Source organism: Thiorhodococcus fuscus, assembly GCF_042682685.1.
GTDB classification, from domain to species: Bacteria; Pseudomonadota; Gammaproteobacteria; order Chromatiales; family Chromatiaceae; genus Imhoffiella; species Imhoffiella fuscus.
Window position 1 is genome coordinate 46,531 of record NZ_JBHUHX010000051.1, and the last position, 20,714, is coordinate 67,244.

Genomic DNA, 20,714 nt, shown 5'->3' on the forward strand with positions numbered 1-20,714 from the left:
CGTTGGCGCCGGACGGGAATTGGCGGGATTGAGACATGGCGTTACGAGACGACGCCTTCCCGTCCCTATCGACCGGACATTGGACCCCTGATGTCAGGTCGATGAGAACCCGCTGGAGATCGTCCAATGAGATCACCTAGATATCGCGTCAGACCGGGCAACTGGGATACGGCCGGAGCAACCGTCTTGGATGACGGCGTGAATTTCTGCGTCTTTTCGCGTTACGCGGAGCGTATGTCCCTGCTGCTGTTCGAGCGCGAGACCAGCAAGGAACCCTACGAAGTCCTCCACCTCAACCCACGCCTCAACCGCACCTTCTTTTTCTGGCACATCTTCGTCGAGAATCTGCCCGACGGCACCTACTACAACTGGCGCGCCACGGGACCGGGCGACACCAGCGAGACCGGCTCTCGTCTCGACCCGGAGAAGGCGCTCCTCGACCCCTGGGCCACGACGATCAGCGACCGTCTCTGGGACCGCGCGACCGCATCCCGCCCAGGCAACAATGTCGCCAAGGCGATGCGCGCCCAGGTGATCCGCGACGACTATGACTGGGAGGAAGACCGCCCGCTCTACGTGTCGCTGAACAACGCCATCATCTACGAGATGCATGTCGGCGGCTTCACCCGCCATCCCTCCTCCGGCGTCGTCCATCCAGGGACCTTCGAAGGCGTCACCGAGAAGATTCCCTATCTGAAGGATCTTGGCATCACCCATGTGGAACTGATGCCGGTCATGGCCTTCGATCCCCAAGACGTCCCACCGCAGACCGCCAAGATGGGGATGGAGAACTACTGGGGCTACAGCACTCACAGCTTTTTCGCCCCGCACCCCGGTTTCGCGGTGACCGCCATCAACGCGCGCGACGAATTCCGCGACATGGTCAAGGCGTTCCACCGCGCCGGGATCGGCGTCATCCTCGACGTCGTCTTCAACCACACGGCCGAGGGCGGCGAGAACGGCCCCGTCATCAGCTTCAAGGCGTTCGGCAACGAGATCTTCTATCACCTCGATTTCGAAGATCCCAGCCGCTACCGCGATTACACCGGTTGCGGCAACACCATGAACTGCAACCACCCCATCGTGACACGGTTTCTGATCGACGCACTGCTCTATTGGGTGCGCCATATGCATGTGGACGGCTTCCGCTTCGACCTCGCGAGCGCGCTCGCCCGGGGCGAGGACGGCAATCCGCAGCACCATGCGCCGGTGCTCTGGGCGATCGAGCTCTCGCCTTCCCTGAACCGCGCCCACATCATCGCCGAGGCATGGGACGCGGCCGGTCTCTATCAGGTTGGGGACTTCCCGGGCTATCGCTGGGCAGAATGGAACGGTCGCTATCGCGACGTCATCCGCAGTTTCGTGCGTGGGGATGCCGGCATGGTGCCCGAGGTCGCCACGCGCATGTCCGGGTCGAGCGATATGTACGAGGGGCGCGGACGCCTACCCATGAATTCGATCAACTTCGTCACCTGTCACGACGGTTTCACACTCTGCGATCTGGTCAGCTACAACGCCAAGCACAATGAGGCCAACGGCGAGGACAATCGCGACGGGCACGATCACAATCTGAGCTGGAACTGCGGTATCGAAGGCCCCACCGACGATCCCGAGATCCAAACGTTACGCCGTCGCCAAGCGCGCAATTTCATCAGCATACTGATGCTGAGCCAAGGCGTGCCCATGCTGCTTTCGGGCGACGAGGTCTTTCGCTCCAAGTTCGGAAACAACAATACCTACTGCCAAAACAACGAGCTATCCTGGTCGGATTGGGGCCTGGTCGATACGAATAGCGAAATGCTCGAGTTCGTTCGCTCCATGATCGCCCTGCGTCGGCGCCATCCCACACTGACGCGCGACCGCTTTCTCAGGGGCAAACCGGATTACGGCCACACCCGGCCGGACATCATCTGGCACGGCGTGGATCTCGAACAACCGAACTGGACGCATGCCGAAAGCCGTCAACTGGCCTTCACACTGGAAGGATCCGTCGACGACGAGCAGCCACTCCATGTGATGCTGAACATGGGATCCGAGCCCATCGCATTCGCCTTACCGCCGATCGCCGGGCTGCGCTGGGGACTCGCACTCGACACCTCATCCGAAAGACCCGCAGTGGAACCCACAGACCAAAGCCTGATAGAAGACGACCGCTTTCAGCTCGGTGCCTTCAGCGTCGTCGTTCTGGAGGCCAGACCAGGCTGAAATCGCCCCCTATCGCACTTTCGCACACCGAACCGAGACGCCCCTTCGCAAAGGGAGGGGCGATTTATTGATAAACCAGCCCCCAGGAGCCGACCCGTTTGTCATCTCCCCTCCCGCTCGTCCTCGCATCCACCTCGCCCTACCGTCGCGCCTTGCTCGAAAAGCTCGGGCTGGACTTCCTGACGGACTCACCCCGAATCGACGAAAGCCGACGGCCGAACGAACCGCCTCAGGTGCTGGTTCTGCGGCTGGCCGAAGCCAAGGCGCGTGCCGTTGCCGAACGCCACCCGGACGCGCTGATCATCGGATCCGATCAGGTTGCCTGTATCGACGGAGAGATTCTCGGCAAGCCGGGAGATCGCATCAGGGCCATCGCACAGCTGGAGCGGGCATCGGGGCGTTGCGTCGTCTTCCAGACGGGTCTCTGTCTACTTGACGCCCGAACAGGCCAAGCGCAAACCCTGGTGGAACCCTTTCATGTCCATTTCCGCGCACTCTCTCGCACGCGGATCGAAGGCTATCTCGACCGCGAGCAGCCCTACGATTGCGCAGGGAGTTTCAAGTCAGAGGGACTCGGCATCGCCTTGTTCGAGCGACTGGAGGGCGAGGACCCGAACGCGCTCATCGGGCTCCCGCTCATTCGGCTCATCCCTCTCCTGGAGGCAGCGGGAATCCATCCCCTGGGCGATTGAATGCCCGTCTATCGGGGCGATCCGGGCATAGGGAATTTGCCCATTGAAAGACCTCAGCCCCTAGTCCACACTTCATCCTATACACGAGAGACTACGCATAGGGCCTCGATTTTCCAGGGGGATTTTCAAACAATGCGACCTGACCTCACCCACCTTCGCACATCAGCGGGAATGCTCGCCCTGCTCGCCATGTTATTTCTGGCCGGATGCGCTGGGACTGGCGGAGAGCGTCAACTCACCCACACCCACATCGATTACGGCAACGCGGACACCTTCCCCGTGCCGGACGAGATTCAGGACAACGTGGATTTTTGGCGTCACGTCTATGGCATCTGGAGCCGCTCCGACGTCGCCATTCACGACAGCGACCATCTAGGCGTCGTGTACGAGGTCGTCAGACTTCCCGGTCCGGCTCAGGCCGGATACAGCGCCACCCAAAAGGCCTGGCTGGAGACCCGAACCCGCTATTACACAGACCGCGTCAGGTCCCTCGAACAACGGTTGCGCTCCGGTCAGAAACCGACCTCGGAGGATAAGGAACTGGTCGCCAAATTCGAGCAATCCGGCGGACTCAGCAATATCTATGGAGCCTCGGATCGCATTCGCTCTCAGCGCGGTCTACGCGAACGCTTCAAGCGCGGCCTGGAGATCAGCGGGCGCTACGACTCCATCTTCCGCGAAATCATGCGCAGTCACGGCGTACCGGAGGATCTGGCCTATCTACCACACGTGGAATCCTCCTTTCAGACCAACGCGAAATCCTCCGTCGGCGCGGGCGGAGTCTGGCAGTTCATGCCCTCCACCGGCCGTCTGTACATGACCGTGAACGACTCGGTGGACGAACGCTACGATCCCATCCTGGCCGCAGACGGTGCCGCGCGTTACCTCGCGCAGGCCTACGACAAGCTCGGCAGCTGGCCGCTCGCCATCACCTCCTACAATCACGGCCAAGGCGGCATGGCCAAGGCAAAATCCCAGTTCGGAAACGATATCGGCCGCATCGTGAGCAGCTACAAGGGGCAATATTTCGGTTTCGCCTCGCGCAACTTCTATTCCGAATTCGTCGCCGCCCGCGAGGTGGCATCGCACCCAACGCGTTATTTTTCGGAAGGGGTGCGCTATGAATCCCCCTGGCCGCATGATCGTCTGATCCTGGCATCGAGCATGCCTGCAGATCATATCGCCCGACATTACGGAACGTCGCCGCACGTTCTCGCCGACCTCAACATGCACTGGCGCAACGCGCTGCGCAACGGGGCCCGAAACATTCCGGTCGGAACCACCGTCTGGCTGCCGCATGGCTCGAAGAAGCGCGTCGCCACCCCTCCACCTCCGGTCCCGACCATGATCGCGCGCGCCGAGCCTAAACGGACTCAATCCACTGTCTCGCGCAAGGCTGTCGCCAAGGTCGAGCGGAAGCCCGTCGCCAAAACGGCCAAAATCGCGGCCACCAAGAGCCGGCAAAAGACCGCAAAGGTTCGCTACCACACCGTGAAGCCTCAGGAAACCCTCTACCGGGTTGCGATCCAAAATGGCATTTCGGTCGCGGAACTGCGCAAGCTCAACAAGATGCGACCGAACGACAACCACATTCAGGTCGGTCAGCGACTGCTCGTCGGCATCTGAGACCAACGCCCAGGGAACGCAGCTCGCGTTTCATGGACGCTGTCTCTTCGACGGGAGATGAAATGAAAAAGGGGCGCTTAGCGCCCCTTTTTCGTCGGTTCCGATCCACAAGGATGCTCAGGTGTCCAGATTGTCCAATGCCTTCTGAAATCGATTGGCATGAGACCGTTCCGCCTTGGCGAGCGTCTCGAACCAGTCGGCGATCTCATCGAACCCCTCCTCGCGCGCCGTTTTGGCCATCCCAGGATACATATCGCTGTACTCGTGGGTCTCTCCGGCGATAGACGCCCTCAGGTTCGCATCGGTTGCGCCGATCGGTAGGCCGGTCGTCGGATCGCCGATGGCCTCCAGATATTCCAGATGGCCGTGAGCGTGGCCCGTTTCACCTTCGGCAGTCGAGCGGAAAACCGCAGCGACGTCGCTATACCCCTCAATGTCCGCCTTGGCCGCGAAATAGAGATAACGCCGGTTCGCCTGAGATTCGCCCGCGAAGGCGTCTCTCAAACTCTGCTCGGTCTTGCTGCCCTTGAGTTCCATTGCGTTCTCCTCGTGATCAACGACGATTGGGTGGGTGGCGGATTGGATGGAATGATGAACCTCGCCCCCCCTGCAAGACGCGCAGGAAAAACATGGAGCATGTGAACTGGTTCGCAAACGACACGCACGTTCCGCCCGCTGTTGCAACGTGCGTGAACAGGTTCCCGACTGAAGAGGACGACGGCTGGTAAAACTGCATGCAGTCGCAGATTTCCCTTGAAATCGCCGGTTCGGACAAAAAACACTGGATATCACATGTCGGCAAACACGCCCTCATCGCCTCCTTACCTGACCCATCCACTCTGGCTGCATCAGGACTTCGGGAAACGTAACCACACGACAGATCCCTTGAAACTCATTCAGCTCACCGACCCGCATCTATTCGCCGCCCCGCAAGGCCGCCTGCTCGGCATCACGACCCGGACGAGCTTCGAATCGGTCTTGGAGATGGCGCTCGAACGTTCATCGGGCGCGCAGGCGCTAGTGGTCACCGGAGACCTGGTTCACGACGAATCGACCGCCGGCTACCGTTATCTACACGACACCCTGAACAGCACCGGCCTACCCTATTTCTGCACACCGGGCAACCACGACCAGCAGCGACTGATGGACGAGCATCTCGGAGCAGCGGCGGTCGGCCCCTTCGCGCTGCGCCGCCTGGAGGGCTGGAATTTGGTCTTCCTCAACTCCAGCCGCTGCGACAGCGACGGAGGTCACCTGAAATCTGAGCAGATCGCACAACTGGAGGATCTTCTGGCCGACGATCAGGCACCAACCCTGCTGTTCATGCACCACCACCCGATCCCGGTCCAGAGCGAGTGGATGGATCGTATCGGTATCGACAACGGCGAGTCACTGATTGCGACCTGCGACCGCAGTCCGCAGGTCAAGGGCGTCATCTTCGGTCATATCCACCAGGAGTTCTCCAGCCACCGCAAGGGCTACCAGCTCTTGGGGACGCCCTCGACCTGCATCCAGTTCCTGCCACGAAACCAAACCTTCGCACTCGACACAAGACCACCGGGCTATCGCACGCTCTCCCTCCATGCGGATGGGCAGCTTGAGACAGAGGTTCTGAGGCTGGACCATTACGAGGAACGGCCGATCTATCAGGCACAGGGCTATTAATCGATCAGAAAACTGGCGTGCGGCTGATAATCCAGCGGCTCGCATGCCACCCCGGTCACGTCGGCATGCGCCGACCCGATTCGCAGCCAATCTCGCAAATGGGACACGGCAGCCGCATCGCCGCACACCATGACCTCGACCCGTCCATCGGGCAGATTGCGCGCATACCCGGTCACGCCGAGACGCATCGCCTGCTCTCGCGTGGCGCCGCGAAAGAAGACGCCCTGCACCCGCCCGCCAACGACGCAGCGATAGCAGACCTTCTGTTCACTCGATTGCTCATCCATCGTTCAGTCCTCGCCATCCAGTATCCCACGCCGCACGGCTCGACACCCTGCAGCGACGAGCCGCGTCAGCTTTCCACGTGCATCTATTGATGCGCGCGCTTGTACTGCTGGAAGCTCATCTCCTTGTAGTGTCCCTCGACGACATACTGGCCTAACAGCATGAACTCGGCGGGATCTCGCGTCGCTCCGATATATTTGGTGATGAGCTTACCGTCGAGATCGAAGAATGCGAAAACCGGGGTCGCTCGAACGCGATAGGATTTGAGCGCCAGATCTTTCTCCGGCATCGACGAACCGTTGAAGTCGGTCACCTCGACATCGCCCTCGACGTCCAGGGGAAAGATGAGAAAATGCTCCTTGAAATAATCCTGAACCTCGGACTGGTTCAGCACGGTGTTTTTCATCCGATGGCAGAAGGGACATTCATCCATCTCGAACATGATCAGGATTCCCTGCTTGCCCTCCGCCTTCGCCGTGGTCAACTCCTCCGGCAGATTGCCGAAGGTAGTGTCGAAGAAATGCTGACCTGGATCCCGGGTCGCCGCCGAGGCTCCAGCGACCAGGACCAACGCCACGGCGATCGCCGCAACCCAGCGTAAAATCTCGAATTCGAGTCGACCGATCATTGGTTCATCCTCCATCGTTTTTATCGTCGTTTGTCCGAACAAACGCCACAATTGCGGCGCTAGCACGATTCTCGCCGCTTCCGTCAGGTCGATCAACGCATTCGCGCCCAACCCTTGAGCACCAGATTCGGGGGATACGAATCACGCGCGCACTGATAGACTGTCGGTTGGATTTCGCAACCTCGATTCCAGCTGGAGCGCGCGTCCAAACCCGATGACCGATAGAACAGAGCCGGACAACACAGTGAGCTACATCCTCGTCCTCTACTACAGTCGCTATGGCGCGACCGCCGAGATGGCCAGACAGGTCGCACGCGGAGTCGAATCCGGCGGTCTCGCGGCCCGTGTGCGCACGCTACCGCCGGTCTCGACCGTCTGCGAGGCAACGGCCGAGAGCATTCCGGACACTGGAGCCCCCTACGCCACCCTCGACGACCTGCGCGACTGTACCGGTCTTGCGCTCGGCAGCCCCACGCGCTTCGGCAATATGGCGGCGCCGGTCAAATATTTCCTGGACGGAACCAGCGGACTCTGGCTGAGCGGGGCGCTCGCGGGCAAACCGGCCGGGGTATTCACCTCCACGTCGAGCCTGCATGGCGGTCAGGAAACAACCTTGCTCAGCATGATGCTCCCGCTGCTGCACCACGGCATGTTGATTACCGGGCTCCCCTACAGTGAAACCGATCTACTGCGCACCCGCACTGGAGGCACCCCCTACGGCCCCTCCCACCTCGCCGGAACCGAGAGCAACCTGCCTGTCTCGGACGAAGAAAAACGGCTTTGCCACGGGCTCGGCAAACGCCTCGCCGAAACGGCGATCAAGCTCGCACGGAACCACGACTGAATGTCCAACGCAACACAGCTCGCTCAAGCGGTCGCCATCGGCGTGAACACCTCCAACCAACAACTGCACCTGCCGATCGAACTCAGACGCGAGCCGACACTCGCCGAGTACCTTCCAGGCCCGAACGCCGAGGCGGTGGATACTATCGCCGCCATGGCGGCCGGAACGGGCGAACCCTTCCTGTTCCTCTTCGGCAATCAGGGAACCGGCAAGACCCATCTGCTGCAGGCGGCCTGCCTCGATGCCGCGCAACGCGGTCTCAAGGCCAATTTCGTTCCGTTGGGGACGGAGGGATTGGGTCCTGGAATTCTGGAAAACCTGGAGCACTCCGATCTGGTCGCCATCGACGACATTGAGGCCATCTCCGGGAACGCGGACTGGGAACGCTCGCTACTCGACTTTTTCAACCAGATCCGCGCCCAGGGACATCGACTGCTGATGGCCGCGCGCACGGCACCGGACACCCTCTCCCTCGAACTGGCGGACCTGAGTTCACGGCTCCAATGGGGGCCGAGATACTGTCTCGCCCCACTGAACGACCGTCAGTGCGAGGAATTGCTGATCCGATCCGCCGAGCATTGCGGGATGCGTCTGAGCCCCGACGTGGTGCGCTTCATCATGAACAACAATGCGCGAGATCCAGCCTCGCTCGTGACGCTGATCGCGCGCCTCGACAGCTTCAGCCTACGCGAGCAGCGCCAGCCGACCATCCCGCTCGTGCGCCGCGCCATGGAGGACGGCACGGAAGCAGGCGGGTAAGCGCTTCAGGGCGGTTTGGACCGGCGATCCCTGATTGCGGCCGACAGAACGAACAGGCTCGGCCGAAGCCGAACCGGCGTTCTCTAGTCGTCCTTCCAACCCTGAGCGATCGCCTTGCGCCCCCAGATCCAGACGTATTGCGCCCCGCTGACGACGACGGTGACCAGACAGCCCCAGATGAGGCCTGCGAGCAGCCAATCCGGCAGCGGGCGGATCCCTGCATCGGTGATGACGGCGACCAGCAACAGGATCTGCAGGAGCGTGTTGAGTTTGCTGACGGGGATGGGTGCCGCCTCGACCTCGGCCACCCGGTAGTTATAGAGCACGGCACCGCCGACGATCATCAGATCACGGAAGATGACGGCCAACACCAGCCACAGCGGAATGAGACCAAGCGCGCCCAGGACCAGAAAACAGCAGACGAGCAGCGTCTTGTCCGCGAGCGGATCCAGCATGCCGCCCAAACGGCTCTGCCAGCCATAGTGCTTGGCGAGAAAACCGTCGAGCCCATCGGATACGCCGGCCACGATGAACAGAAGCAACGCCCAGCCGAACGCGTTCACCAACAGCAGATAGACCACCGGAATCACGGCGATCAGTCTCAACACGCTGATTATATTTGGAATATCCCTGAGCTGCACGACAGTATCTCTGGCGCTTGACTGCTTTCTAATCACCAGATGCTAGCCTGACCCATGCCGGCTGTCCAAGGCTCGTTATACAATTGATCTATTGAACCGAACCGGCGCCCCGATCGACTCGACAGATCGTACCGCCCATATCCACCCAATACCGGAGCCCTCGCGTGCCGCAGGATTCGCAACAGCCAACAACCGCCTCTCTCAACTACCGTGATGCCGGCGTCGATATCGACGCCGGTAACGAACTCGTCGAGCGCATCAAACCGTTGGCCGCAGCGACCATGCGGCCGGGTGTGCTCACCGGACTGGGCGGTTTCGGCGCGCTCTTCGAGATCCCGCTGGATCGTTACCGTCAGCCGGTCCTGGTCTCTGGAACCGATGGCGTCGGCACGAAACTGCGGCTCGCGATCGAACTCGACCGCCATGACACCATCGGCATCGACCTGGTCGCGATGTGCGTGAACGACATCCTGGTCAGCGGCGCCGAACCCCTGTTCTTCCTCGATTACTACGCGACGGCGCACCTCGATGTCGAGGTCGCCAGCTCCGTCGTCTCCGGGATCGCCAAGGGCTGCGAACTGGCCGGCTGCGCCCTCACTGGCGGCGAAACCGCAGAGATGCCCGGAATGTACAGCGAGGGCGACTACGATCTGGCCGGCTTCTGCGTCGGAATCGCCGAAAAATCCGAGCTCATCCAGCCCGACCGCGTCCGGGTCGGCGATGTCCTAATCGGACTGGCCTCCTCCGGGCCACACTCGAACGGCTATTCGCTGATCCGCAAGGTCATCGAGGTCAGCGGCACGGATCTGGGCATCGACCTGGACGGCGCATCGCTCGCCGATCGGCTACTCGCGCCCACGCGCATCTACGTGCGCTCATTGCTGCCTCTGACCCGCGCGATCCGAGTGCGCGCGCTTGCCCACATCACCGGTGGAGGCCTCACCGAGAATCTGCCCCGCGTGCTGGCTGGAGGAACCCGCGCCCGCATCGATCTCGATTCCTGGCGCCGTCCGGCCGTCTTCGATTGGCTGCAAGACGCGGGCGGCATCACCGACGCCGAGATGCTCCGCACCTTCAACTGCGGCGTAGGCATGGTGGTCTGTGTCGCCGCCGAGGACGCGGAGCCGACGCTCGAACGGCTACGCGCGGCAGGCGAAGATGCCTGGACGATCGGACGGATCGAGGAGACCGAGGGTGCGCCCGAGGTCGTCTATCAGGGCGGCTCGTCCGATGCCTGATCAGGGACCGCTCGCGGTCGTCGTGCTCATCTCGGGCAGCGGAAGCAACCTGCAGGCGATGATCGACGCCCAGCACCGGGGGGCGCCTTTTCGGATCGTAGCGGTCATCAGCAATCGAGCCGATGCCTTCGGGCTGGAGCGGGCGCGTCGGCATGCCATCCCAGCCGAGGTGCTGAGTCATTCCGGCTATTCCGACCGCGCGAGCTACGATGCCGATCTGCGCCAGCTGATCGACGGTTACGCGCCCGGCCTGGTCATCCTGGCTGGATTCATGCGCATTCTCACCCCGGAATTCGTCGCCCACTACCAGGGCCGAATGCTCAACATCCACCCCTCGCTGCTTCCAAAATTCCGTGGCCTGCACACGCATCAGCGAGCACTGGATGCGGGAGAATCCGAGCATGGCGCCAGCGTGCATTTCGTGACGGCAGAACTCGATGGCGGACCGCTCGTCACCCAGGCCAAGGTGTCGGTGCTGCCTGGCGACAACGCCGAAACGCTGGCCGCGCGGGTTCTGGCACACGAGCACATCATCTATCCCATGGCTGCAGACTGGTTCGCTCAGGGACGGTTGCGCTTGGGTGCGGACGGGGTGCCCTATCTCGATGGAACCCGACTCGAATCGCCGTATCTGATCGACGAGCGAATTTCCGAGAACGAGCCGCTCGACTGACATCGCCCCAGGGTCCTTACGGATCCTAGGGGATCTCTTTGCTGGGATCCAATTCCTCGACCGAGCCGTGCGGCTCGTACATCCGGTCCTCATGCGGAAGACAGGTACCGGGAATCACCGGAGAGCAGGACTCGCTATCCCGGACCAGCCGCGCATAAGCTGCATCGCTCCTGGTCCCGTAGCTGATGGTGGCGTCACCGAAATCGAACGTCCAGGCGCTGCCGGGATAGTAGGCGGCCGGCGTCGAGGTCCAGAAGCGGGCGGCCGGTGTATTGGGGAAAATGACGCCGTCGATGCGCAACCCATAGCAGCGGTTCTGCATCAGGGTCTTGATCTCTCGCCGATTCGGAAGACGCCAGTCGGCATAGCCCGCGAAGCGGGAGTCCCTCGCCCGCGCCATCGCCGCCTTCCATTTGAGCCGCTCCGGCTGCCCGGTAGCGCATCCGACGCCGGTTGCACCCTCGCTGCACTGTTTCCACATCAGATTGGTCGAGCGATCGATGATCGTGCCATTCTGAACCTGGATGAAGTGAGCCGCCGGAATCGGTACGCCATCCTCGACGCAATCCTGCGCCAGCGCCAAGGAGAGGACAGGCAAGAGCCCGACCAGCAGCAGACAACTCGATACCTTCATGGATGCGGCTCTCCCCAAGGTGCTGAAACTCGATCCGAGGATGGCAACGCGACAAGACGCCCCACAGGAGCGCAAATCGACATCAGGACGCCCGCACACGCGCCACGCGCCGTTGCAACTCGACGAGCCTCTGGATGAAGGGCGCCTTGGCCTCGCTCAACTCTTCCCAAAGCCTGGCGGCGACAACCTGGCGCCCGCTCCGATGCATCGCGATGAACTGGGAACCGAGATGATGGATGCGGGCGTGAATCGCCTCCAGATCGCCATACTCGGGCAAGTCACCGTACCGTTCCCGACTACCGCCGGCATACCATCGACTCAAACGACAGTCGGGCAGATCCAAGAGTTCAAATAGCGGATCGCCCCGTCTCGCACCAGTCACGCACGCCTGCAATTGACCGATCCATTTCTCGTAGTCATGGGCGGCCAGCAACAACGGCATGTCGGCCCAGTCCCAGCAATCGCCGGCCCACAGCGGCCACTTCCAATCCGGCCGGAATTCGGAGATCCAGGGTGAGATCGACTCGGCCGGCATCGGACGACCGATGCCGTACCCCTGGGCGTAGTCGCAGCCGTAACGCATCAGCAGCAGACCATGCTCGGGCGTCTCCACGCCCTCTGCGATCACCTGTTTGCGGAAGACGCCGGCGAGTCCGATCACGCCCTCGATGATAGCCAGATCTTCCTGATCATCCAGCATGTCATGCACGAACGATTTGTCGATCTTGATGGTTTCAGCAGGCAGCTGCTTGAGATAGGCAAGCGATGAATAGCCGGTCCCGAAATCGTCCAGGGCGAAGGAGACTCCAATTCCCTGACAGGCCGCCATCACCTCGCGCATCAAGACCACATCATCCAGCGCCGCGCTCTCCAGGATCTCGAGCTCCAACAGATGCGGAGACACATCGGGATGCTCGGAGAGTATCGCCTCCAGTCGCAACACGAAATCGATATGCTGGAAATGGCGCGCCGCGATGTTGACGCTGACCGACAGACGATACCCCTCCTGCAACCATTGCCCCATTTGGGCCAAGACCTCGTGCAGCACCCATTCGCCGACATCGATGATCAGCGGGGACTGCTCGATCTGGGGAAGAAAAGTCAAGGGACCGAGCAGACCCCGTTGCGGGTGCTGCCAGCGAATCAGCGCCTCCAGCCCGACGACTTGACCGCTGCGCATATTCACCTTGGGTTGGTAATAGACGCGGAACTCGCCGTGCTGCAATGCCTGGCGGATACGCTCCAACTCGCGGTGACGCGTCTGTAGATCCTTGGCGGCATCCAGGTCGTAGAGATGGTAGCGATTGCGTCCCAGCTGCTTGGCCTGATACATGGAGTGATCGGCGTGCCGCAGCAGGGTATCGGGATCGCTGTCGTCCAGCGGGTAGAGGGTCACGCCAATACTGGCCGACACACCGATGTCGATGTCGCCGATACGAAACGGGGCCGCCACCACCTCGAAGACCTTGGCCAGGATCCCTTCGAGTTGCTCGGCGCTGACCAGATCGGTGACCAAGAGCACGAACTCGTCCCCGCCCAGTCTCGCCACCGTATCGCTATTTCGCAGCGAAGCGAGCAGACGATTGGCCGTCTCGACCAGGAAACGGTTCCCGATCTCGTGCCCATGGCGATCGTTGATGACCTTGAAGTCGTCGAGATCGAGGAAGCAGATGGCCACCAGCCGTTCATGACTCTTAGCCCGCGACATCGCCTGATGCAGACGCTGGGCCAGGAGGACACGGTTGGGCAGGTCGGTCAGGGCATCGTAATAGGCGAGGCTGACGAGACGCTGCTGGGTGCTCTTGAGGTCGGTGATGTCGGTGAACATCCCGATGTAATGGGTGACAGCCCCGTCGCTTCCGGTCACCGCATTGATGTGCAGGATCTCGGGATAAACCTCGCCCGATTTCTTCCGATTCCAGATCTCGCCCTGCCACTGACCCGTTTCTCCGAGCCAGCGCCACATCTCTTTGTAGAAGGCTGCTTCCTGGAGACCCGACTTGAGCAACGCCGGTGTCTGACCGAGCACCTCATCGCGCGAATAGCCGGTCACCTGGGTGAATGCCGCGTTGACATCCAGGATCCGAGCCTCGGGATCCGTGATCAGGATGCCTTCCTGAGAGTGGTCGAAGACGCTTGCTATCAGCTGGAGCTTCGATTCGGTCCGCTTGCGATCCGTCATGTCGCGCAGCGTCTCGACGACACCGATCAGGCGACCGTCTGGGTCTTGGATCGGGCTGGCGTCCAGTGCCAGATAGCGCTCGGTCCCCAAAAGGGGCATGCGACACCAGTTCTCCGCATGCAGGTCGAACGCCGATTCGGATCGTACATCATGCTTCGAATAGAAGCAGGGCAACTCCCCTCCCCGATCCTGAACGACCAGATCGGCCAGGCAGGGACGCGGCTCTTCATAGAAGGCCCGCCAATGCTCCCGGGTCCCGATGACCTCGATCGCCGCCATCCCCGTGAGACACTCGCAGGCCCGGTTCCAGACGATGACCCGGCAGCCTGCGTCGAGCACGAAGGTGGGAATCACCAGCTGCTGAACCAGCTCGATCGCAAAATCCTGTCCGTAGATACGATGATTCCATTGCTGTTCTAATCGCTTACCCTGGGACATCGGCCGTCTGCAGCGAAAGGGTCATCGACGAACGACCGGAAGCGTCACCGGGAGCGACCCGAGAGTCCGATCGCGCTCCAGGGGGACAAGATCGACGCCAAGGCATCGAATGTCCCCACGCACCCAGCCTGGATCATCAGGATCCCGGCAAAGGCTCATTTCTTTCCGCGATCTCCATCCGCGCTTGCGGAGCCGGAGGCCGCCATAGTGGTGACATTGCCGAGCATCTTCTGAAACATGTCCCAGGAGGCCATGGTTCCTGCGAGATAGGGCTGGAAAAGCTTGAGAGGATCGTACCCCTCGGCGCCCGCCGCCATGCGCTCGCGGATATCGTCCATCAGCTGACGTTGAAACGCCTCGACATCAGGCAAGCCAAAGAGCTTGCGCACCTCTTCCGGGGTAATATCGAAATCGACGGTGACCTTCATGGGATTCTCCGGTAGGAGCAGCTTCCTGCCGCGATGGTTCGCCAGATGGACGGACCGGGGCTAAGCTACGAAAACGCGTGAACGAGGCCGCCATAGAGATCAATGCCGGCTGGCACGCGGAATGGGGTCCATCGGCACCGGCTCCTCGACGGCTACCGTCGGACGAACACGCCGACCGATCAAGACGCAGGCACGCTCGAAGGCACGCGTCGCCTCACGGGCATTCCATTCCCATTCGGAGGGATGGGCCGTCGACTGGAACTGCCAGTGGCCGGTCGTGAGGACGGCGCCGATACGAACCTCCAACGTCCAGTCGTGCCATAGGGTCTCAGGCTGATCTTCCTCGACGAACTCCTGCTCGACCAGGCGAACGTAGGTTCCGGCGGCATCATCCATGGACACCAGATTGGACAGCATCAAGGTATCATCGACACAACTGCTCCAACCCGTGTGGACCGCGCTCGCCGTACCCATCAGCGCATGGATCAGCAAGGCTGGCGTAATGGTCAGCGATAAGGGGGTGTCCCAGTCCGGCTCGGAGGTATCGTGTTCGGGAGTCATCGTGTTCGATTTGGATCCTAGGCTCGCGCCGGGTCTCGAATGGCAATTGTCGGGCTCCCAGTCTACGGCCCTGGACCCGAAAGCGGCAATCCCAGTCTCTTCCGAGCACACGGCGAACTAAACTCAAGAAGGCAACCCGCATGTCCGTCATCCTCGATCTCACCATCTTCCCAATGGACCAAGGAGTCAGTGTCAGTCGTTTCGTCGCGCCCATCATCGGCATGATCCGCGACAGCGGACACGCGTATCGAGTCTCACCCATGGGCACCCAAATCGAGACCGAAACCCTCCCTGAGGCACTCGATATCATCAACCGCGCCCAACTCCTACTCGGCGAATTCGGCTGCGAGCGGATCTACGTGGTCTCAAAGTTCGATATCCGCCAAGGGCCTTTGGGGCGACTGACGGGTAAAATCGACTCCATCCGCGCGCACATCGGGGATCTCGACTCAGCCGCTCCGCTCGCGTCCTGAGCGGTTTTCCTCGCGGGCGGCTTTGAGTATCGTGTCCGCGTAACAACCTCAACCGAAACGAGCCGACACAGATGAAGGTCGCCATCTTTTCCGACGTCCAAGGCAATCTGCCGGCCATGCAAACGGTCGTCGAGGCCATCGACGCCTGGCATCCGGATCTGGTCGTCATGGACGGCGACCTCATCAACCGAGGCCCCAGCAGCCTCGCGTGCCTGGAACTCTTCGACCGGCTACGCCGGGAATCCGGATGGCTCCCGGTGAATGGCAACCACGAAACCTGGATCATGCGCTGCGCCCGCGAGGCACCGAAGGACGCGCTCGAAGAGGAGCTGCGCCGCTTCGCCGACTGGACCCTCGCCCAGGTCCAGCCGCGTCTGGATGCGCTGAGCGACTGGCCGGACCATCTGTGCTTCCCCGGCGAGAGTGAGGCGAGCTGGGTTCACGTCACGCACGGCACCATGAGCAGCAACCGTCAGGGCATCACGGCAAGCATCCCCGACACAGAATTGGTGGATGCCTTGCCCGAGGACATCGCACTCTTCGTGACGGCGCACACCCATCGCCCGCTCCAGCGCATACTCGACGGCGTTCCCGTCCTCAACGTCGGATCCGCCGGCTCGCCCTTCGACGGCGATCCGCGCGGCAGCTACGCGCAACTGGAATGGCATCATGGGCGCTGGCACTGGGAGATCATCCGATTCGACTACGATCGCGCGCATGCGGACCGCAACTTTCATGACTCGGGATTCATCGACCAGGGCGGACCACTGGTGCGCATTCTCTACGAGGAGTGGCGCCGCGCACGCCTCCTGATGCCGCTCTGGCGACGCGATTTCGAGCCGGCCGTACTGGCCGGCGAGCGTCCACTGCAGCCAGCCGTGGACGCCTTCCTCGCAACGCTCGATTGACCCCATCTTTATCACGATCGCGCTGAATCAGACTCACGTCAAAAGCGCATACCAACTTCAACGACGCTATCAATGACCGATTCCGACACTCTCTCGCGTTTTCTCTTCGAGCATGCGGGTATCCGCGGCAACCTCGTCCATCTGGACGCCAGCTGGCAGGCTGTACTCTCCGCGCACGAATACCCCGAAACCGTGCGCAACCCGCTTGGCGAAGCGCTCGCGGCCGTCGCACTTCTGAGCGCGACCATCAAATTCAACGGCTCGCTCATCCTCCAGGCCCAGGGCTCCGGTCCAATCCGCACACTGGTCGCTCAAGCGACGCATGAGCACACCGTCCGAGGACTGGCCCGCTGGAGCGGAGAGGTTCCGGCGGAACAGCGTCTCGACGCCCGCTTCGGCGAGGGAAGACTGGTGCTGACCGTAGAGCACGAGACCGGTGAACCCTATCAGGGCGTCGTCCCGCTGGAAGGGCAACAGCTCTCAGAGGCGATCGAACGCTATTTCGGACAATCCGAGCAACTGCCCACGCGCCTGTGGCTCGCCTCCTCCGCCGACCGCGCGGCCGGACTCTTGTTGCAGCGCATGCCCGGATCGGAAACGATCGACGAGGACTGGGAGCGCATCTGCATGCTCGCCGCCACCGTCACGCCGGAAGAACTCGTCGAACTGCCGAGCGACCAGTTGCTACACCGCCTCTTCCACGAAGAGTCGGTCCGTCTGTTCGAGCCAGACCCCATGGCGTTCCGCTGTGGCTGCTCGCGCACCCGGATCGAGAATACGGTGAAGCTGCTCGGCGAAAACGAGGTGGATTCCATTCTGGCCGAGCAAGGCTTCATCCAAGTCATCTGCGAATTCTGCAACCGCGAATACCGCTTCGATTCGGTCGATACGCGCCAGATCTTCGCCGAGCACACGCGTCACGAGACACCCGCCTCGCAACACTGAAGCCCAGCCCATCAGGGCGCCCTCGACGAGACTCGCACCCCATGACGAGCTTCCTACAGCCGATGCTCGGCCTCGCGCTATTGACCCTGTTCGCCTGGACGTTCAGCGAGGATCGGCGCCGTGTCAGCCCACGCCTGATCCTCGCGGGACTGGCGCTACAGTTCGGTTTCGCCCTGCTCTTTTTCAAACTGCCCTACGCCAAGGACCTGTTCCTGGCACTCAACCAGATCGTCCTCGCCGTGCAGCAGGCCACGCAGGCGGGCACCCAACTGGTCTTCGGCTATCTGGGCGGCGGTTCGGCGCCATTCACGACCGAACTTCCACAGAACAGCTTCGTTCTCGCCTTTCAGGCGCTACCGCTGATTCTGGTGATCAGCGCACTCTCGGCGCTCTTTTTCTACTGGGGAGTCATGCCGAAACTGGTACGCGGATTCGCCTGGCTGCTGCGCCGAACCCTGGGCACCGGCGGCCCGCTCGGACTGGGCGCCGCCGCCAACGTCTTCGTCGGCATGACCGAGGCGCCACTGCTCATCCGCCCCTACCTGAGCGGCATGTCACGCTCGGCCCTGTTCGGACTCATGACCTGCGGCATGGCCACCATCGCCGGAACCGTCATGATGCTCTACGCCAGCCTCATCGCAACCGCCATCCCGGACGCCATGGGCCACATCCTCATCGCCTCGATCATCAGCGCACCGGCCGCGCTCATGATCGCCGGCGTCATGGTCCCGGAACAGCGCACGGACATCGAGGACATCCCGCAGGACATCCCCAATCAGGACCACAGCAGCATGGACGCCATCACCCGAGGCACGCTCGACGCCATCCCGCTCTGGCTCAACATCATCGCCATGCTCATCGTCATGGTCGCGCTGGTCAGCCTCATCAACCAGTTGCTCGGATGGCTGCCGGAGATCTCGGGAGAGCCACTCTCGGCCCAGCGCATCCTCGGCTGGATCATGGCGCCCATCGTGTGGCTCATCGGCATCCCCTGGTCCGAGGCACCGACCGCCGGCTCGCTCATGGGCATCAAGACCGTCATCAACGAGCTGGTCGCCTATCTGGAACTGGCCAAGCTGCCCGCCGACGCATTGAGCGAGCGCAGCCGACTCATCATGACCTACGCCCTATGCGGCTTCGCCAACCTGGGCAGCTTGGGAATCATGATCGGCGGCCTGGGCGCCATGGCCCCGGAACGACGCGGAGAGATCGTCTCCATGGGCATGAAATCCATCGTCGCGGGAACCCTGGCCACCCTGATGACGGGCGCGGTCGTGGGGATGCTGCTGTAGCGACCAGCTACCAGCTACCAGCTACCAGCTAGATGATATCGCTGGCGGCTGGCGGCTGGCGGCTGGCGGCTGGCGGCTGGCGGCTGGCGGCTGGACATCATGAATCAGCCGGCTTACCAGACTGTGGCAACGGCGGGATATTGCGCGACGGCTCGGCTGCGGTCGACGACTTCGGCTGCCCCTGCGATGCCTTACGGCGCGCGCGGCTCTCCTCGATGAACTTGCGCTCAGACTCGACCTGCGCCTCGTGCTGCCGAATCTGCTCAGGGGTCGGACGATGGATATTGAGCTCCATGACCTGAGCGTCCGGGGCGCATGGGGTCTGCGAATAGGTCGGCTTTCCCGTTGCCGGATCGTCGCATTTGTACATGGCCGCCACCACTGACCCGCTGACCATGAACAGACTCACTGCAAGTACCGAAAGCCGCTTCATATGATCGTCCTCATTGAGATCGTCTAGCGTCGGATTCTAGTGCTGGCTTCAGCGCGACAAATCGCGCGCTGGAGATACCGGTTGTTGTCGCCAAGCCCCATCTCAAGATGGCGGCTTCACGGCGGCGCAGGCCTCGCCCGTTCCGAGCCAGAAGGACAGGCTCTTGTCGAGAAACTCCTCCCAGGGCATGTAGTGCGAGCCGTCGCAGGAGAAGGTGAGGCCGACCATGCCGTTGAAAATGTTGAGCGACCCCGAACGCAGATAGATGGTCTCGTCCATGAAACGCAGATCGCGGAAGGCGTGGAAGACCTCGGCGATCCGCTCGACCGGGATAGCTACATCCTGCGGGTAGTCGCGCCGAGGATAGGCGAGACAGGTTCCAGGATCGGCCAGATCCTCGTAGTCGAGGATGCGGTAGCGGAAGGGGTCGTCGATCATCCAGAGCGTCGCCCGCGAGCTGGAGAAATGCAGCTTGCAGTGGAAGACGCCATGCGCGGCGACGAGTTCGATCAGCAGATCCAAGACCTCGTCGATGCGACTGTCCATGAGGCTCTCGACCCGCTCCTGCTGGAAGAGACCACCGCGAATCGCCGGATCGCCCTTGAGCTGGAACCACTGACCCGGCTGCTGATAGAGCTCGCGGGTCAAGGGCAGCTCGCGCAGATCGAAATCGGCCCCCAGGAATCCGAGCAAGGCGCCGTCATCCGCCTCGATGCGCTGCATCGCCGTCAGCGAAGGACGGCGGGCATTGCGGCTGAGGTAGGCGGGCGAGAGGGAGAAGCGCGCTCCGGCCAGCGCCTCGGTCAGATAGGGCCGTTCGCTGCGATCCCGCCCCAGATGCTCGGGAAGCACGCCCTGAGGCGAGAGGTTGGCGGTCAGCTGGCGGGCCTCGGCGTCGAGCACGTAGAGATACTTGCAGGACGGCAGGGTCGGCAACGCCTCCTGAAGCAACACCTCCAGCGCCTCACGGTCTGGCCAGCATGAGCGGCAGCCGACGACCAGACGCTCCAGCAATCCGGCCAATCGCTCCTGAAGCTCGATGCGCTGACGCGCGACGACGGTCTGCAATGCCTGACTCATGGCGGTATGCCCTGCCTCATGTGAAAAAGCGGCCAGCCTCCAGCAGCCAGCTTCCAGCAATCTGGTGGGGTTCGCTCTCGCGAA

At 62.0% G+C, this 20,714-nt stretch carries 22 protein-coding genes; 12 read left to right on the forward strand and 10 right to left on the reverse strand.

From position 1 onward, the window contains the following. Window positions 1–126: 126 nt before the first annotated feature. The 3 genes from glgX (at window position 127) to ACFSJC_RS16475 (ending at window position 4,523) form a co-directional block, all read left to right on the forward strand. Complete coding sequence (gene glgX / locus ACFSJC_RS16465) at window positions 127–2,205, forward strand: glycogen debranching protein GlgX (RefSeq protein WP_386028288.1); 2,079 nt, start codon at window positions 127–129, stop codon at window positions 2,203–2,205. 98 nt (window positions 2,206–2,303) lie between these two features. Beyond that, on the forward strand, window positions 2,304–2,897 hold the full coding sequence (locus tag ACFSJC_RS16470) for a Maf family protein (RefSeq protein ID WP_386028289.1): 594 nt from the start codon (window positions 2,304–2,306) through the stop codon (window positions 2,895–2,897). A gap of 132 nt (window positions 2,898–3,029) precedes the next feature. Next, entirely contained in the window at window positions 3,030–4,523 is a 1,494-nt protein-coding gene (locus ACFSJC_RS16475) for a lytic transglycosylase domain-containing protein (RefSeq protein ID WP_386028290.1), read from the forward strand. A 117-nt stretch (window positions 4,524–4,640) separates the two neighbouring features. Here ACFSJC_RS16475 and ACFSJC_RS16480 read toward each other — a convergent pair whose 3' ends face one another. After that, window positions 4,641–5,060 (reverse strand): rubrerythrin family protein, encoded by a 420-nt coding sequence (locus tag ACFSJC_RS16480; protein ID WP_386028291.1) that lies wholly within the window; start codon window positions 5,058–5,060, stop codon window positions 4,641–4,643. A gap of 255 nt (window positions 5,061–5,315) precedes the next feature. Between ACFSJC_RS16480 and cpdA the strand changes: the two genes are divergently transcribed. Further along, window positions 5,316–6,188: a 3',5'-cyclic-AMP phosphodiesterase gene (gene cpdA / locus ACFSJC_RS16485; RefSeq protein ID WP_386028292.1), complete on the forward strand. Its 873-nt coding sequence runs from the start codon at window positions 5,316–5,318 to the stop codon at window positions 6,186–6,188. Here cpdA and ACFSJC_RS16490 read toward each other — a convergent pair. Beyond that, window positions 6,185–6,475: an acylphosphatase gene (locus tag ACFSJC_RS16490; RefSeq protein WP_386028293.1), complete on the reverse strand. Its 291-nt coding sequence runs from the start codon at window positions 6,473–6,475 to the stop codon at window positions 6,185–6,187. The genes cpdA and ACFSJC_RS16490 overlap by 4 nt on opposite strands. A gap of 83 nt (window positions 6,476–6,558) precedes the next feature. After that, window positions 6,559–7,101, reverse strand: coding sequence for a thioredoxin family protein (locus ACFSJC_RS16495; RefSeq protein WP_386028294.1), 543 nt, complete (start codon window positions 7,099–7,101; stop codon window positions 6,559–6,561). Window positions 7,102–7,345: 244 nt separating this feature from the next. Here ACFSJC_RS16495 and wrbA point away from each other — a divergent pair, with 244 nt between their 5' ends. Together wrbA and hda are read left to right on the forward strand one after the other, a co-directional pair. Beyond that, on the forward strand, window positions 7,346–7,945 hold the full coding sequence (gene wrbA, locus ACFSJC_RS16500) for an NAD(P)H:quinone oxidoreductase (protein ID WP_386028377.1): 600 nt from the start codon (window positions 7,346–7,348) through the stop codon (window positions 7,943–7,945). Further along, window positions 7,946–8,704, forward strand: coding sequence for a DnaA regulatory inactivator Hda (gene hda / locus ACFSJC_RS16505; RefSeq protein ID WP_386028295.1), 759 nt, complete (start codon window positions 7,946–7,948; stop codon window positions 8,702–8,704). It begins immediately after the preceding gene. Window positions 8,705–8,787: 83 nt separating this feature from the next. On the opposite strand, the gene ACFSJC_RS16510 is transcribed toward hda, so the two are convergent. Next, window positions 8,788–9,345 (reverse strand): CDP-alcohol phosphatidyltransferase family protein, encoded by a 558-nt coding sequence (locus ACFSJC_RS16510; protein WP_386028296.1) that lies wholly within the window; start codon window positions 9,343–9,345, stop codon window positions 8,788–8,790. 164 nt (window positions 9,346–9,509) lie between these two features. On the opposite strand from ACFSJC_RS16510, the gene purM reads away from it, so the two are divergent. Further along, window positions 9,510–10,583 (forward strand): phosphoribosylformylglycinamidine cyclo-ligase, encoded by a 1,074-nt coding sequence (gene purM, locus ACFSJC_RS16515; protein WP_386028297.1) that lies wholly within the window; start codon window positions 9,510–9,512, stop codon window positions 10,581–10,583. Then, window positions 10,576–11,256 carry a phosphoribosylglycinamide formyltransferase gene (gene purN / locus ACFSJC_RS16520; RefSeq protein ID WP_386028298.1) on the forward strand — a complete coding sequence of 227 codons (681 nt, stop codon included), beginning with the start codon at window positions 10,576–10,578 and terminating at the stop codon, window positions 11,254–11,256. Before purM ends, purN begins: the two co-directional genes overlap by 8 nt. Before the next feature lie 25 nt (window positions 11,257–11,281). On the opposite strand, the gene ACFSJC_RS16525 is transcribed toward purN, so the two are convergent. The 4 genes from ACFSJC_RS16525 to ACFSJC_RS16540 all read right to left on the reverse strand — a co-directional run bounded on the left by ACFSJC_RS16525 (window position 11,282) and on the right by ACFSJC_RS16540 (window position 15,499). Continuing rightward, on the reverse strand, window positions 11,282–11,890 hold the full coding sequence (locus ACFSJC_RS16525) for an Lcl C-terminal domain-containing protein (RefSeq protein WP_386028299.1): 609 nt from the start codon (window positions 11,888–11,890) through the stop codon (window positions 11,282–11,284). Between the two features lie 82 nt (window positions 11,891–11,972). Beyond that, complete coding sequence (locus tag ACFSJC_RS16530; protein WP_386028300.1) at window positions 11,973–14,510, reverse strand: EAL domain-containing protein; 2,538 nt, start codon at window positions 14,508–14,510, stop codon at window positions 11,973–11,975. A gap of 155 nt (window positions 14,511–14,665) precedes the next feature. Next, window positions 14,666–14,938: a DUF6489 family protein gene (locus ACFSJC_RS16535; protein ID WP_386028301.1), complete on the reverse strand. Its 273-nt coding sequence runs from the start codon at window positions 14,936–14,938 to the stop codon at window positions 14,666–14,668. 99 nt (window positions 14,939–15,037) lie between these two features. Continuing rightward, a complete protein-coding gene (locus tag ACFSJC_RS16540) occupies window positions 15,038–15,499 on the reverse strand; it encodes a hypothetical protein (protein ID WP_386028302.1) in 462 nt (153 codons plus the stop codon). Between the two features lie 140 nt (window positions 15,500–15,639). Between ACFSJC_RS16540 and ACFSJC_RS16545 the strand changes: the two genes are divergently transcribed. The 4 genes from ACFSJC_RS16545 to ACFSJC_RS16560 all read left to right on the forward strand — a co-directional run bounded on the left by ACFSJC_RS16545 (window position 15,640) and on the right by ACFSJC_RS16560 (window position 19,117). Further along, window positions 15,640–15,972 (forward strand): thiamine-binding protein, encoded by a 333-nt coding sequence (locus ACFSJC_RS16545; protein WP_386028303.1) that lies wholly within the window; start codon window positions 15,640–15,642, stop codon window positions 15,970–15,972. A 71-nt stretch (window positions 15,973–16,043) separates the two neighbouring features. Next, window positions 16,044–16,880: a metallophosphoesterase family protein gene (locus ACFSJC_RS16550; RefSeq protein WP_386028304.1), complete on the forward strand. Its 837-nt coding sequence runs from the start codon at window positions 16,044–16,046 to the stop codon at window positions 16,878–16,880. Between the two features lie 72 nt (window positions 16,881–16,952). Further along, window positions 16,953–17,825, forward strand: coding sequence for an Hsp33 family molecular chaperone HslO (hslO, locus tag ACFSJC_RS16555; RefSeq protein ID WP_386028305.1), 873 nt, complete (start codon window positions 16,953–16,955; stop codon window positions 17,823–17,825). Window positions 17,826–17,866: 41 nt separating this feature from the next. After that, window positions 17,867–19,117 carry a NupC/NupG family nucleoside CNT transporter gene (locus tag ACFSJC_RS16560; protein ID WP_386028306.1) on the forward strand — a complete coding sequence of 417 codons (1,251 nt, stop codon included), beginning with the start codon at window positions 17,867–17,869 and terminating at the stop codon, window positions 19,115–19,117. A gap of 97 nt (window positions 19,118–19,214) precedes the next feature. On the opposite strand, the gene ACFSJC_RS16565 is transcribed toward ACFSJC_RS16560, so the two are convergent. Continuing rightward, window positions 19,215–19,550: a DUF4124 domain-containing protein gene (locus tag ACFSJC_RS16565; protein WP_386028307.1), complete on the reverse strand. Its 336-nt coding sequence runs from the start codon at window positions 19,548–19,550 to the stop codon at window positions 19,215–19,217. Between the two features lie 102 nt (window positions 19,551–19,652). Then, window positions 19,653–20,630 carry a PDC sensor domain-containing protein gene (locus ACFSJC_RS16570; protein ID WP_386028308.1) on the reverse strand — a complete coding sequence of 326 codons (978 nt, stop codon included), beginning with the start codon at window positions 20,628–20,630 and terminating at the stop codon, window positions 19,653–19,655. Between the last annotated feature and the right edge of the window lie 84 nt (window positions 20,631–20,714).